Below are 14238 nucleotides of genomic sequence, written 5' to 3'. Positions count from 1 at the left end.
ACAGAAAAATGAATCAGACAGAACTTCTTCATGTGAATTTCCCGCATCTGCGGGCGTTAAAACCTTTTGATACTGCGCACAGCACCACGCCGTGGCTGGATAATCTGGAATCGAAACACCAGCGCAAACTCTGCGACTCGTTGGAACAGGCGATTGAACGTAGCGGCCTGCGTGACGGCATGACCATCTCCTTCCACCATGCGTTTCGCGAAGGCGACCGGGTAATTAACACCGTGGTCGCACTGCTGGCGAAAATGGGTTTTAAAAATCTAACCCTAGCCTCCAGTTCGCTGATGACCTGTAACGACACGTTGATTGAGCACATCGAGAGCGGCGTGATTACGCGGATTTATACTTCCGGCATGCGGGGTAAACTGGCGGACGCTATTTCCCACGGTCTGATGGATGAGCCGGTGCAAATCCACTCTCACGGGGGCCGCGTGAAGCTGCTCCAAGACGGTGAGCTGAATATCGACGTCGCGTTTCTTGGTGTGCCATGCAGCGATGAATTCGGCAACGCCAATGGTACGCAGGGAAAATCGTGCTGCGGTTCACTGGGCTATGCGATGGTTGATGCACAGTTTGCCCGCAAAGTGGTGCTGCTGACTGAAGAACTGGTGCCGTTCCCCAATATGCCGGCAAGCCTAGTGCAGGATCAGGTGGATTACATCGTGAAGATTGAGAGCGTCGGCGACCCGGCGAAAATCAGCGTCGGGGCGGCGCGCGTTACCAGCAACCCGCGCGAACTGATGATTGCACGTTATGCGGCGGAGGTGATTGAGCACTCCGGCTACTTCCGCGAGGGTTTTTCGATGCAAACCGGTTCCGGCGCGGCGGCGACCGCCTGCACGCGCTTTATGGAAGAGAAAATGGAGCTCAGCGGCGTCAAAGCCAGTTTCGCGCTCGGCGGAATTACCGGCAGCTTGGTCGATCTTCACGAGAAAGGACTGATTGGCAAACTGCTTGATACCCAGTGCTTCGATGGTCAGGCCGCAGCGTCGTTGGCGCGGAACCCGAATCACGTCGAAATCTCCACTAACGTTTATGCTAACCCAGACAGTAAAGCTGCCTGCTGCGACCAGCTTGATGTGGTTATCCTGAGCGCGCTGGAGATTGACGTTGATTTTAACGTCAATGTTATCACAGGTTCGGACGGCGTGATGCGTGGGGCATCTGGCGGACACTGTGACGTCGCGGCAGCGGCCAATCTCACGATTGTTGTGGCACCGCTTCTGCGCAGCCGTATTCCTACCGTGGTGAAACACGTGACGACCCGCTTAACGCCCGGCGAAAGCGTTGATGTGCTGGTGACCGACCACGGTATCGCTGTGAATCCGGCTCGCCCGGACATTCGCGAGCGCCTGCTGGCGTCGGGGCTAAAAGTGGCGGATATAGACGACCTTTATCAACGCGCAATTTCCCTGAGCGGCAATCCGAAACCGATTGAATTTACCGACAAAATCGTCGGCGTGATCCGCTATCGCGACGGTAGCGTGATTGACGTCGTCCGTCAGGTGAAGGAGTACACATAATGGAAACGATGACGCCCGTTTGTGAGGGCGTCAGTCTCGATGCGCTGTTGGCGGCAAAAGAGCGCCGCGCCGCGCGTCAGACTGACTGGTTGCAACACTATCAACAATCGCTGATTTCGCTAACGCTGGTGACGCCCGGCGCGATGAAAGACAGCATTCGCTATCGCAATACGATGGGCGTGGCACTGCAGGCTTGCGACCAGATGCTGTGGCGTAACGGCTGGAAGGTTCTCGCCCGCCAGGTGCTATGGCTGCCCACGGGCCCGGAAGCGCTGTGGTGCGTCGCGCATCAGGCTCCGGAAATTAAAGCGCACTGTGCGGCGCTGGAGCAAACTCATCCGCTGGGGCGTCTGTGGGATTTAGACGTGATTTGCCCGCAAAATGGGCACGTAGGACGCTTATCACTGGGTTCCCATATGCGCCGTTGCCTGATTTGCGACGAAGCGGCGCACGCCTGTGCCCGCTCACGCGCCCATCCGGTTGAAGGAGTTGTCGCCCGCGTGGAGGGCCTGATTGATGGCTGGTTTGCTCGCGATTAAATCCCGTGTCATCAACGTGGCGGCGCTGGCAGAAGAGGCACTGTGGCAGGAACTTGAACTGACGCCGAAGCCGGGGTTGGTGGATAAAAACAATAACGGCTCGCATCGTGACATGGACCACGTTTTGTTTGTGCGAAGTATTCAGGCCATCTCGCCGTGGTTTGCTCGCTTTGAAGACGCGGGGCGCGCGTTTGCCCTGCATACCGATAGCGAGCAGCTCCCCTTGCTGCGACCCATCGGCATCGCCTGCGAACAGGCCATGCTGCGCGCAACCAACGGGGTGAACACGCATAAAGGCGGTATTTTCGCGTTAGGGCTGCTTTGCTTTGCCGCCGGACGTCTGGCGGAAAAAGGGATACAGATTAATGCATTGTCGCTTTCCTCGCAGGTAAGCGGGTTATGCCAGGGAATGGTTCAGCGAGAATTAGCCAGCCGCCAGAGTAGAGCGACTGCAGGTGAAAAACAGTTCCACCAGTTCGGCCTGACCGGCGCGCGCGGCGAGGCGGAAAGTGGTTTTGCTACGGTGATGCAACATGTGTTGCCTTACTGGAATCCGCGTGCAATGCATGAAATGCTGCTGCGTTTGATGGCAGTAAATCCCGACAGCAATCTGGTTTCTAGGGGCGGAATAACAGGGATGAGTTATGTGCAGCGATATGCCGGGGAATTACTGGTTTATGGTTGGAATATACGCGATCTCAAAGAGATAGACAGGCAGTTTATTGCGCGGAATTTAAGCCCCGGCGGAAGTGCCGACTTACTAGCGGTCGCTTGGGTGCTGGGCGAATGCGAACGCAAAAACCCTCGTTCTGACGTTTAGGATTGTTACTTCCGCCGATAGTGACTGCTCACAGCCCTAAAGGGCGATGCTTCCCCCTTCGTAGGCCGCAACCGCCTTTATGACGGAGTTTGCTGTCCACTGCGTTGACCAGAATGGGAAAACGGTTCTGATTAAACCCAAAGTATCGGATACCGCACTTCCTGAACTAATTAAAAGTTTGCCTTCCGGTATTATCTTCAAAAGTAAATATTGAAATTTTGTAAGGAATATTTTTACTGCAACTTATTGCATAATTCACCTTGGCTCTTCTTTCCTAGGTATGCGCAATGCAATGAGCTGTTATTGCTAAGGAAACGTGCGTGTAAGCCTTGCTTGCAGTCGCATACCTATGGCTGACTGCTAAAAATAAAACAGTCAAGCTCAATAGAGATAAAAAGTATATCATAGCTATCAGTTTTCATATATTTATATACCCAATAAACCTCAAGATGCAGGTTTGAGCACCTGAAAACAATCGTGAATTCTGGACGTCAGCGAGTCCGCTATTTCTGGTAGCGTATTGGTGAAAAAATTGAATATTGCATCCCGAAAATCGCGGGTGTTTTCAAAATAGCGATTATTCCGTGTATGCTCATTCATCACTTTCCACAGGCGTTCTATCGCGTTCAGATTCGGACTGTAAGGCGGTAAATAGTGAAGCTCTATGTTCACGACAAAGGCCCAATCCTTAATCAATTGGGTTCGGTGATAACCTGCACCGTCCAGTATTACATGGATTCTCTGTCGGTAATCAGGGTAACGTTTGCGTATCTCAATGAAAAAACGAGCAATGTTGTAGTCATTAATTGTTTTGTAATCGTGAATAACCGTACCGCCGATATCGCTCAGATTCAGCGCACCCAGTATATTCAGACGGGTTCGACTTCCCGTTGTTTTAACTGACTTTTTATGCCCTTTTCGTATCCATCCATAACTGAGCTTTGTGGCTTGTGTCGGATGAACCGCATCGATAAACAGAATCGCCTCATTGCTGGCTGTTTTCTTTAAATTCTCATAATATTCAATGAAATGCTTCTGATTTTCTTCACTGAATTTATGGGGTACGCCCGCCGGTTTTTTGTAGGAGAAACCATGACGGTGCAACCACTTGTTCATGCCGGGAATACTGAATCGGATAGCCCAGCGATGTTCGACATAAGCCACGATGTCGTGGGTATAATGGAAGAGATGTTGAGATAACTAGCTGATTAAGAGCGCAGTCTTTTCAGCACAAAGCCGACTTGCAGACCCACCGTTTTCAGGTTTAAGTTTGCGAGTGTTGACGTAATCGTTGATATGTTGGTTTACCGTCGTTTCGTGCAGACGCAGAGCTTGCGCAATCATCGCAGAGCTCCAGCCTTCGGAGGCCAGCAGGACGGCTTTGATGCGATCACAAACACGCTTATCACGACTGGTGTCATGAAGGTGTTCGAGTTCGGCTTTTTGCTTGTCGGTAATAAATATCTTCATAGCGGGTGAGCATGATCTTCTTACCGCGTAAAATCAAGCATCTTCAATGATCACGGGTATACGTAGTTGATGGAGGGCCATAGAGTAAAACACTCCCCATACCTTTTGTACTTTTTATAAGAGCAATAGCACAAAAGTTAAGTTGCTTAAATAAATTAATGATACGTTAGTGCTATTTCACGCTTGGGTGAACTATTTTTTTCGAGATATAATCCTTAACGTGGCAACTTACACTTGTTGCCTGCTCAGATTTCCCAGAACACTCTTGAGAAATTTTTCGTTCTGCAGCGTCCTTAATACAGCGCTTGGTGGCATTAAAAGGTAATGATATTATACTACCGGAAAAATGAATAACATTCCTGTCCTTTGCGAATAAATATAATGGAGAAAGTAAAAAGATAAAAAATAGAGTTATTTTACGTAAGTACAGAGTTGTATCTCCTAGCGATTTAGAACGTTATATATAAGAACATATCATAATGATGGAGTTCAACTATTAATACTAAATATGTGGTATAACACTCAATATTTACATCAAAGAGAGGTCTGGATGCTTAGATGCATAACGAGCCTGTTTAAGATTTTGTGTAAATGCCTTTCCTCAGAAGTGACCGTCAAGGCGGTCACCGAACTCGATAATAAAGCGACTCATTGCCATACGCCAGTCCTGTAAGGGCATCGTCCATTTCTGTGATGCCGCCTGGATTGCCAGCCATACGACCTTCTTCACCGAGTCATCAGTCGGGAACACCTTGCGTTTCTTGATTGCATGCCGGAGCACGCTGTTCAGTGATTCTATAGCGTTCGTCGTGTAGATTACCTTGCGAAGTTCCTGCGGGTACGAGAAGAATGTCGACAGGTTGGCACAGTTTGACTGCCAGCTCCGGCTTATCTGCGGATAGCGGTGATCCCATTGAAGCGCGGCCTCTTCGGCTGGAGCCTGATACACTGCTTTGAGGTCGCGTGTTACCGCCTTATAGTCCTTCCAGGCAACGAAGCGCAGACTGTTGCGCACCATGTGCACGATGCACAACTGGATGCGGGCTTCCGGGTAGACCGTGTTGATGGCATCCGGGAACCCTTTCAGGCCGTCCACACAGGCAATGAGGATGTCGGTCAGGCCACGGTTTTTCAGTTCTGTCAGCACGTTCAGCCAGAACTTTGCACCTTCATTTTCGGCCAGCCACATCCCCAGTAGCTCTTTCTGGCCTTCGATATTGATACCCAGCGCCAGAAACACAGACTTATTGATAACGCGGCTGTCCTGCCGGACTTGCAGAACGATACAGTCAAGGTAAACAATGGGATAAACCGCATCCAGGGGGCGATTTTGCCATTCAACAACCTGCTCCATAACGGCATCGGTGACCTTCGATACCAGGGCGGGTGAGACATCCGCGTCATACAGTTCTTTGAACGCAGCGGCAATTTCGCGGGTGGTCATCCCTTTGGCATACAACGATAAAATCTGGTTATCCATCCCGGTGAGCCGGGTCTGGTTCTTCTTCACCAGTTGCGGTTCAAAGGAAGCATCACGATCACGTGGTGTACGCAGTTCCAGCGGATCATCGCCGGTGGTAACAGTCTTTGTGGAGTAGCCATTGCGCGTGTTAGTTCCAGATTTGGACTGGTGCTTCTCATGCCCGAGGTGATGGGTCATTTCAGCATTAAGGGCAGCTTCAACGCTGATCTTTTTCAGCAGGCGATCAAACTGGTTGAGAGCGTCAGGGGTTTTGAGATTTTTGGCCAGCTCGTTAGCCAGAGCCTGTAACTATTTTTTGTCCATAAAGTAACCTGCTTTTGATGTTGGATTGAACATATCAAAATCAGGCAATTACACAATCTCGTGTACAGGCTCCCCATAACGGTTACATTAATTTTCTTAATAAATTATAAATTTCTACCAGATATTAATAATATCACCACTCGCATTTAAACTACACATTTAACAAATGCATGACACTTCATGATTGTCGTCCATTAATAATTATAAGTTAGATTGGGTTAACAGGGTCATTATAGCCTGTGGATATGGTAACAATTACGTAAGCTCACTCTCTATGCTAGTTTATTCAATGCTAAATAGCTGTGCCTAATACCGCTACACTTTTGCCAGCCCATGTTTACCTCCGGGGAATGGGCTGACGGTTTCCATAAAATAGCGAACCTTTTTCAACAGTTGCCACATCGAACGGCGCTGATGGTTGCGTGTTATAGCCAACCGACTTAAAAATGATTACAGCCAATGCCCTGATATGTGGCAAAAAACACAGCTAATCGTTATCAAAATAATGTCGCTTGGCTATATCGTGTCGTGAAACGCCTGCCATAGCAGCTCAACGTGATTCACCCAAGTGAGTAAACCGACTGATAAATCACCCTGAACTTCGGATTTTCCTTCAGCCAGCGTTATGTTTCCCGGCTTTTATGGATAATGTAGTTGTCCACGGGCTTTGTTAAATAAATCAGAACTTGTAACGACTGCGCCCCATACGGGTCGATTGTTACGTGATGCGAATACTGTTCGGCATTCCTAATAGCGTGATCAGGTTAAGCGCTTTGAGCATGGCCATGGCTTCACCCACCTGAGCATCGTAGTCTCTCAGACTTAGATGACCACCCAGAAGCCTCTTGAACCGGAACATGGCCGTTTCAGCCACTGAGCGCCGGTGATAGCCCACTTTCTTTTTCCAGATATCGTTACTACCGCTAATGCGCTGATTTGCAACAGCGTGGTTACGCTCGTGGTAGCGATCTTGCCAATATTGCGCCCCCCTTCGTGGCCATAGGTATCTACACATCATAAAGGGTTAAAAACCACCATAGCTAAGTGGGCAAGTTCTTCCGGGGTATAGTCTGCTAATAACGTCAAGGTATAGACAAACGACTTAAAAATGATTACAGCCAATGCCCTGATATGTGGCAAAAAATACAGCTAATTGTTATCAAAATAATGTCGCTTGGCTATATCAGGGTATCTGTTGTAATCATTTTTAAGTCGGTTGGCTATATAAGGCGGTAACACGCGACCTCAAAGCAGTTTATCAGGCTCCAACCGAAGAGGCCGCGCTTCAGGCCATAGGTATCTACACATCTTTTGCAATATCTGCTATTACGTTGCTGCATGATCTCAACTTATCCATCGGCGGGATTGATGCCCGCCTTAACCGGCGTTATCAGCGTCTGGTTAAGCAACACATGACTCCCGCAGCACCATTGGCGTCAGCCGTTAAAGACCTTGCCTGCACGCAGAAAACAACATTCGCCACTACTCAGGCCGTTTGGCGTTTTTTTAATAATGAACGTATAGCCAAGCGACATTATTTTGATAACGATTAACTATATTTTTTGCCACATATCAGGGCATTGGCTGTAATCATTTTTAAGTCGGTTGGCTATATTTAGCAGGATGGATAGTCCGGCAAGCAGCGCTGGGGCGCTTTCTTTACGCCCTCGTTTTTGTTGTCGTCCGGATAATCGGCAAATTAATTGACGGGCTGCCGCATTGTCCTCTCCTTCAGCGCGTTACAGCCGCCATACCAGCACACATGCCATGCTAGCTATCAATAACCTGCGTAGCAGGGCACCAGCACTGCGCTGAAGCCATTTTTCTACATCATGACCGGCACCTTTCAGCAGCTTAAAAAAGGATTCAATACCCCAGCGCCAGTAATACCAGCGAGCGACTTCCGCGCTGGTGAGCTCGTTGCTAACGTTTGTGAGCAGCGTCCAGCGTCCGATAAATTTACCGTGAGTATCGGTAAGGCGAACCACAACTAATCTGAGTGTCAGAGCTACGTCTGGCTGAACTTTCACTCGCCGTCCGGTGTTCTTGTCTTTCCGCTTCGCTTTTGCTGTTCACGTTATAGCCAAGCGACATTATTTTGATAACAATTAGCTGTATTTTTTGCCACATATCAGGGCATTGGCTGTAATCATTTTTAAGTCGTTTGGCTATATGATCACGGATGTTTCCCCGATCTCCATATTGGCTTTTTTCCCTTTCCAGCCAACCTGTCCGTTTGCGATAAATGGCAGATCGTCTGCAATTTCACCAATTTTACGGGTGTCACCGCCCCACTCGGCCCGATGCCCTTCCTTTCCCCAGATAAGCCAACATATTTCCTGGGAGCTTAATGTGCGCATATGCCCGATGGAGTCACCTTCACGGTCAATGAGATGAACTAACTTCTTCCCGGTATCAAGAGACTCAACGCGGGCGATATCAGCCGTCAAAGCATCCATATGAGTCAGACTCTCAGACAAGCCCTCGGTTAGCGTTGAACGACAACCCGCCCTATCGGTTAGAGTTTGAGACAGGGGCGCTATTGGTAAACCATTTGCAGCATCAACCAGTAGGCTGGTTTGTAGTTCATAACCGACGTCGCCACCATGCGTCATTTTCAAACGTTCTTCTTTCCCATTGTGGGTACGAAACTGTAAATGAGACCAGTCGTGAACGACGGGAGCGTATGGATGCGGGCTAAGTGCAACCTGCCGGAGAGCCAGCGAAATAATCGGTTCATTGAGCTGACTGAAGCTAATACGTTCATTATTAAAAAAACGCCAAACGGCCTGAGTAGTGGCGAATGTTGTTTTCTGCCCGCAGGCAAGGTCTTTAACGGCTGACGCCAATGGTGCTGGGGGAGTCATGTGTTGCTTAACCAGACGCTGATAACGCCGGTTAAGGCGGGCATCAATCCCGCCGATGGATAAGTTGAGATCATGCAGCAACGTAATAGCAGATATTGCAAAAGATGTGTAGATACCTATGCTTCGTGGCGGGATAAGCGGCCTTATTTTCTTCCTCACCAGAGCATCATAGCAGTAAACTGTATCCTAAGCGCCGTCAGCCGATGCCTCTCTGATTTTCCGGTGGGTCTGGTTTATCAGCGCCGGTAGAGCTTGGGCATCAGTCGTATCACTGAGCGACAAATCCGCACAGATAATCTCATGCGTCACACTGTCTACTGCCAGGTGCAGCTTACGCCATACCCTGCGTCTGTCGGCACCATGCTGCCGGACTTTCCATTCGCCTTCGCCAAAGACCTTCAGGCCGGTTCCATCAATGACCAGATGTGAGATTTCACCACGGGTTGGCGTTTTTATGCTGATGTTCACTGTCTTTGCTCGCTTGCTGAGCAGCGAATAGTCTGGACAATGGAGCGACAATTTAATCAGTTTAAAAATCGAGTCACCAAAGCCCTGTAAAGCCCTCAATGAAAGGCCAAACACGCGTTTCATCATCAGGACTGTGGTGATGGCCATATCTGAGTAGTGGAGCGGTCGTCCACGCCGTTCAGTAGTGTTTTTTTCCGTCCATGCAGCAATGGCTGATTCATCTAGCCATACGGTTAGAGAACCGCGCTGCTTGAGGGCCTTGTTATATAGCCAAGCGACATTATTTTGATAACAATTAGCTGTATTTTTTTCCACATATTAGGGTATTGGCTGTAATCATTTTTAAGTCGGTTGGCTATATCGGTAAGAAATTTTGCTGCATTCACTGTTCGCCTTTTTCACTAATGGAAATTAGTGTAAGCTCTTTCCTGTCCTCGAGGACGGAAAGCGCCACGGTTGACTCACAGGTCGTGTCTGTGTGTTGACGGCCTGTCCGGTGTTATCGCACCGGGCGGGTCGCGCTTTTTCCCTTGCCCCTGTCGAGGCTAATCACTGCGCCTAACCTAACCGCTTCCCCGTATCCCCACTAGTAAACCGCTTTAAAAGCGTTTAGCGACCTGCCTTGTCACACTGTCTGCCTGATTTTCAGGGAGATGGTAATGAAAACGCGAAAAAAATTGACCTTACCGCCATTAAAAACCCCGCGATTAAGCGGCTGGTTACTGACCGCTGCCGGTCTGTTGCTGGTGATTGGTCTGGTGTCACCGCAGCAATTACCGGTGGTGATCTATAGCCAACCGACTTAAAAATGATTACAGCCAATACCCTAATATGTGGAAAAAAAATACAGCTAATTGTTATCAAAATAATGTCGCTTGGCTATACAAGCTGGCCTTGATCACCCTAGCGGCGGTGGTCGGTTACTGGCTTGACCGTTCGCTGTTCCCCAAGGCTCGTCCCGATCAATACCTGCACCATGACCACCTCGAGGTGGCGCAAGGCTGACATACAGTGCGCAGCGGCTGCCATCAGGTGTTTGCGGCAGCCCAACTGCGTCGGGCAGTGATTGTGGCGGCGGTGTGTCTTGCCGTGGCGACGGGGCTGTGATGATGAATATAGCTAAACGACTTAATTTTGATCACATTATTTAAATGAGCTATTCAATTGATTTTAGACGTAAAGTGATATCTACACGGGAAGAAGAAGGGTTGAGTATCCGAGAAACAGCGAAGCAATTTCGGATTGGCCCTGCCTCTGTATCGCGTTGGATTAATCAAATAGCGTCAAAAGCATCGACCACGCGTCAGCGAAAGAGCGATAAATCCGAGTTGATAAAAGATGTTGAACCATATCCAGATACTTACCAAAAAGAACGTGCAAAGCGTTTTGGCGTTTGTCAGAAGGCCATTTGGCAAGCTCTTAAAAATCTGGGATTGACCTATAAAAAAACGCTACGTCATCCGAAAGCCGACGAAAGCGCCCGGCAAGCATTTCAACAAAAAATACAACAGTATGAAAAAGAAGGAAAAAGAAGGAAAAAGAAGGAAAAAGAAGGAAAACCTATTATTTTTATTGATGAAAGTGGTTTTCAACACGATACCGGCTTTGTTGAATAATAGTGAGTCATGCTGTTTTGCCAAGCCAGTTTTGGTAGAAAATGCTTGTCACCTCAGGTTTACAGTTTTCTTATGAGGCCTAACTGCATGATTTTGCGTTGCGAGGATCTGTCGTTTCACCGGGGGTACAGCATAAAATATGTTTATTCAACAAAGCCCACGATACCCCATGGACTCACGGCTATTCCCCAAAAGGTCAACGGTGTTTTGGCCTGAAGAACGGGGGAGCCAAGGGAAGAACAAATGTTATCGGCGCGTTATTAGGCACAACGCTGTTTGCTATCGGATTATTTGATATCAATATTAACAGCGATGTTTTCTATTCCTGGGTCACACAAGTCCTTATCCCAGTACTCCCTAAAAACAGGGTAATCGTGATGGACAATGCAACTTTTCACAAAAAACATAATATTCAACAAGTCATCATCGATGCAGGGTATATGGTGGAGCATTTGCCTACATATTCGCCAGATCTTAACCCAATTGAGCATAAATGGGCACAAGCAAAAAGCAAAAAAAGAGAGAGTGGTTGCGATACAGAGATTTTGTTCTCAGTCCATATGGTGTAATCAAAATTAAGTCGCTTGGCTATATATTTGCCATTGCATTCCAAAAACCAAGGGCACCGTCTCCCGTAGCCAGCTTGGGAGATACGGGTTAGGCCACGTGCTCGCAGGCCATTAAGAAGTTCGGCCCAGTTTGCTTCTGACTCTCGATAACCATCTTCAACCGCAACCAGCTCCTTACGTCCATGCTCAGTGACGCCGATAATGACCAGCAGGCAAAGGCAATCATCTTGCCTGACATGGCTGTATATGCCATCGGCCCAGAAATAAACGTAGCGCGTATCGCTTAAATCACGCAGGCACCATTGCCTGTGCTCTTCAAGCCACTGCTGTTTCAGTCTGCTGATGGTACTGGCAGAGAGGCCATTAGCTTTTTCACCGAGAAGCGCCCTCAGGGCTTCATGAAAATCACCGGTGGATATGCCTCGCAGGTACAGCCATGGTAGCAACTCTTCGACGCTTTTTGCACGTTTCAGATAAGGCGGCAACAACGCGCTGTTGAAGCATATTCCGTTGCCGCTGCGCTCCCTGACCTTAGGCACTTTAATTTCAACATCCCCAATACCCGTCTGTATGGTTCGCTGTGGCAAATAGCCGTTACGAACGACAGCATGACGCCCGTCATCAAGGCGGCGTTCAGCATGTTGTTGCAGCATGGCTTCGAGCTCAACCTCAACGGCGGCAGCTATCAGTTACCTAGCACCATTACGAATGAGTTCATGCAAGGGATCACCGGCAATATCTGGTTCTGCGGAGACCTGTAGGGTAGACTTTTTCATGGGGTATCATCTCTCTGTTGTTGAAATCATCCACAAAATCAATCAGCAGGATACGCTACCCTCCCCGAAACCCCGTACACCAGAAATGAGCATAACTCGGGGCGTTTCGATCGCTGGGTTACGCGATTATTGCTGCGCTTCACGCTCAGCGATAAAGGCCAATGCTTTATCGATGCGTGCCAATGCACGTTGCTGACCCACCGCGTGTACCGTAACATCGACGCCCGGTGATTGGCCCGCGCCAGTTACCGCCACACGCAGCGGCATACCGACTTTACCCATGCCTTGTTGCAGTTCGTCCGCCGTGCCCTGAATGGCGTGATGGATGTTTTCCGCAGTCCAGTCGCTAATAGCAGCAAGCTTCTCACGCACCAGTTCCAATGGCTGGCGAGCAAGCTGACGCAAGTGTTTCTTGGCAGAATCGGCATCAAACTCGGCAAAATCTTCATAGAAATAACGGCAGGACGCCGCAATCTCTTTCAGTGTTTTGCAGCGCTCGCCCAACAGCGTCACCAGTTCGCACAGTTGCGGCCCGGTGCGGGTGTCGATCCCTGCCTGCTCAATGTGCCATGACAGATGCGTTGCCACATATTCAGCTGGCAGATGATTGATATAGTGATGGTTCAGCCACTGCAACTTCTCGGTATTGAAGGCGCTGGCCGATTTGCTTACGGCATCCAACGTAAACAGTTGCATCATCTCATCAATGGAGAAAATTTCCTGATCGCCATGTGACCACCCTAAACGGACCAGATAGTTGAGCAGCGCTTCTGGCAGATAACCATCATCGCGATACTGCATCACGCCCACGGCACCATGACGTTTGGACAGTTTTTTGCCATCATCGCCCAAGATCATCGACACATGGGCGTATTCCGGCACCGGCGCCCCCAACGCTTTCAGGATATTGATTTGGCGCGGGGTGTTGTTGATATGATCTTCACCACGAATAACGTGCGTGATTTCCATATCCCAGTCGTCGATCACTACACAGAAGTTGTAGGTTGGCGAACCATCAGTGCGGCGAATGATCAGATCGTCCAGTTCCTGATTGCTGAATTCGATCGGGCCACGAATACGGTCGTTGAAAATAACAGAACCGTCTTGCGGGTTACGAAAACGCACCACGTGAGGCTCATTATCGGCATGATGCGCATGATAATCACGACAGCAGCCGTCATAGCGTGGTTTTTCACCCTTCGCCATTTGGTCTTCACGCAGCGCTTCCAGACGCTCACGGCTGCAATAGCATTTGTAGGCGGTGCCCTGCACCAGCATTTCATCAATCACCGCGTTGTAACGGTCAAAGCGTTTGGTCTGGTAGTACGGACCCTCATCCCAATCTAGGTTCAGCCAGTTCATGCCATCCATAATGGCATCCTGCGTTGAACGCTCTAGGTCAGTGTCTTCGATACGCAAAACAAACTCACCCTGATGGTGACGGGCAAACAGCCAAGAGTAAAGCGCAGTACGAGCGCCGCCGACATGCAAATAGCCAGTGGGGCTTGGCGCGAAACGAGTTTTGATTTTCATTGGGATAATAAGCCTTGTTACTTAAGGGCGACTGGCAGACACCAGCGACGGTTCCAGCCAAAAGTTGGCGATATTCTATCACTCTGCCCTGATTCCTCAACGCTGTAACCGCATTGCGTGTTGAATAGGACTAACAACACGCCGAATTATTGACCACGAATGCCCAGAAAAACGACGTGTTGCCTAATTTTACAACGAACACACATTTTGCATTTAAAAAGCGTTGACTCACTTTCAACTATCCCTATAATGCGACTCCACA

The 14238-nt window shown here is 49.0% G+C and carries 10 protein-coding genes and 7 pseudogenes; 8 read left to right on the top strand and 9 right to left on the bottom strand.

Annotation, left to right across the window (positions count from 1 at the left end):
• The first annotated feature begins 8 nt into the window (after positions 1–8).
• From citF to ACD630_RS21110, 4 genes and pseudogenes are all read left to right on the top strand, one after another.
• Positions 9–1532, top strand: coding sequence for a citrate lyase subunit alpha (gene citF / locus ACD630_RS21125; protein WP_430360537.1), 1524 nt, complete (start codon positions 9–11; stop codon positions 1530–1532).
• The gene (gene citX, locus ACD630_RS21120; protein ID WP_430360536.1) at positions 1532–2071 is read left to right on the top strand and encodes a citrate lyase holo-[acyl-carrier protein] synthase; all 540 of its coding nucleotides are present in this window, start codon (positions 1532–1534) and stop codon (positions 2069–2071) included. The genes citF and citX overlap by 1 nt, the downstream gene beginning before the upstream one ends.
• On the top strand, positions 2049–2891 hold the full coding sequence (gene citG, locus ACD630_RS21115) for a triphosphoribosyl-dephospho-CoA synthase CitG (protein ID WP_430360535.1): 843 nt from the start codon (positions 2049–2051) through the stop codon (positions 2889–2891). Before citX ends, citG begins: the two co-directional genes overlap by 23 nt.
• Positions 2892–2970: 79 nt before the next feature.
• Positions 2971–3087 (top strand): annotated as a pseudogene (locus ACD630_RS21110) (IS110 family transposase); the annotation flags it as partial.
• 248 nt (positions 3088–3335) lie between these two features.
• Here ACD630_RS21110 and ACD630_RS21105 read toward each other — a convergent pair.
• The 4 genes and pseudogenes from ACD630_RS21105 to ACD630_RS21090 form a co-directional block, all read right to left on the bottom strand.
• A pseudogene (locus ACD630_RS21105) lies at positions 3336–4361 on the bottom strand (IS630 family transposase).
• Positions 4362–4962: 601 nt separating this feature from the next.
• Entirely contained in the window at positions 4963–6123 is a 1161-nt protein-coding gene (locus ACD630_RS21100; RefSeq protein WP_430361227.1) for an IS256 family transposase, read from the bottom strand.
• A gap of 339 nt (positions 6124–6462) precedes the next feature.
• Positions 6463–6821 (bottom strand): annotated as a pseudogene (locus ACD630_RS21095) (hypothetical protein); the annotation flags it as partial.
• Between the two features lie 44 nt (positions 6822–6865).
• A pseudogene (locus tag ACD630_RS21090) lies at positions 6866–7144 on the bottom strand (transposase); the annotation flags it as partial.
• Positions 7145–7478: 334 nt separating this feature from the next.
• On the opposite strand from ACD630_RS21090, the gene ACD630_RS21085 reads away from it, so the two are divergent.
• Positions 7479–7700: a hypothetical protein gene (locus tag ACD630_RS21085; protein ID WP_430360534.1), complete on the top strand. Its 222-nt coding sequence runs from the start codon at positions 7479–7481 to the stop codon at positions 7698–7700.
• A 186-nt stretch (positions 7701–7886) separates the two neighbouring features.
• On the opposite strand, the gene ACD630_RS21080 is transcribed toward ACD630_RS21085, so the two are convergent.
• The 3 genes and pseudogenes from ACD630_RS21080 to ACD630_RS21070 all read right to left on the bottom strand — a co-directional run.
• Positions 7887–8177, bottom strand: coding sequence for a hypothetical protein (locus tag ACD630_RS21080; RefSeq protein ID WP_430360437.1), 291 nt, complete (start codon positions 8175–8177; stop codon positions 7887–7889).
• Between the two features lie 138 nt (positions 8178–8315).
• Positions 8316–9095 carry a hypothetical protein gene (locus ACD630_RS21075; protein WP_430361319.1) on the bottom strand — a complete coding sequence of 260 codons (780 nt, stop codon included), beginning with the start codon at positions 9093–9095 and terminating at the stop codon, positions 8316–8318.
• A gap of 42 nt (positions 9096–9137) precedes the next feature.
• Positions 9138–9797: pseudogene (locus tag ACD630_RS21070) on the bottom strand (IS5 family transposase); the annotation flags it as partial.
• A 344-nt stretch (positions 9798–10141) separates the two neighbouring features.
• Between ACD630_RS21070 and ACD630_RS21065 the strand changes: the two are divergent.
• The 3 genes and pseudogenes from ACD630_RS21065 (at position 10142) to ACD630_RS21055 (ending at position 11667) form a co-directional block, all read left to right on the top strand.
• Positions 10142–10589: pseudogene (locus ACD630_RS21065) on the top strand (putative holin).
• Between the two features lie 44 nt (positions 10590–10633).
• On the top strand, positions 10634–11098 hold the full coding sequence (locus tag ACD630_RS21060) for an IS630 transposase-related protein (RefSeq protein ID WP_430360533.1): 465 nt from the start codon (positions 10634–10636) through the stop codon (positions 11096–11098).
• Positions 11099–11196: 98 nt separating this feature from the next.
• Positions 11197–11667, top strand: coding sequence for a transposase (locus ACD630_RS21055; RefSeq protein WP_430360532.1), 471 nt, complete (start codon positions 11197–11199; stop codon positions 11665–11667).
• A gap of 28 nt (positions 11668–11695) precedes the next feature.
• Here the strand turns inward: ACD630_RS21055 and ACD630_RS21050 are convergent.
• Both ACD630_RS21050 and gltX read right to left on the bottom strand, forming a co-directional pair.
• A pseudogene (locus ACD630_RS21050) lies at positions 11696–12443 on the bottom strand (IS256 family transposase); the annotation flags it as partial.
• Positions 12444–12569: 126 nt separating this feature from the next.
• A complete protein-coding gene (gltX, locus tag ACD630_RS21045; protein ID WP_430360531.1) occupies positions 12570–13976 on the bottom strand; it encodes a glutamate--tRNA ligase in 1407 nt (468 codons plus the stop codon).
• Positions 13977–14238 lie beyond the last annotated feature (262 nt).

It is taken from the genome of Symbiopectobacterium sp. RP, from assembly GCF_050472005.1.
Lineage (GTDB): Bacteria > Pseudomonadota > Gammaproteobacteria > Enterobacterales > Enterobacteriaceae > Symbiopectobacterium.
Note: the sequence above shows the minus strand (reverse complement) of the source record. Positions and strands in the feature narration are given on the sequence as shown.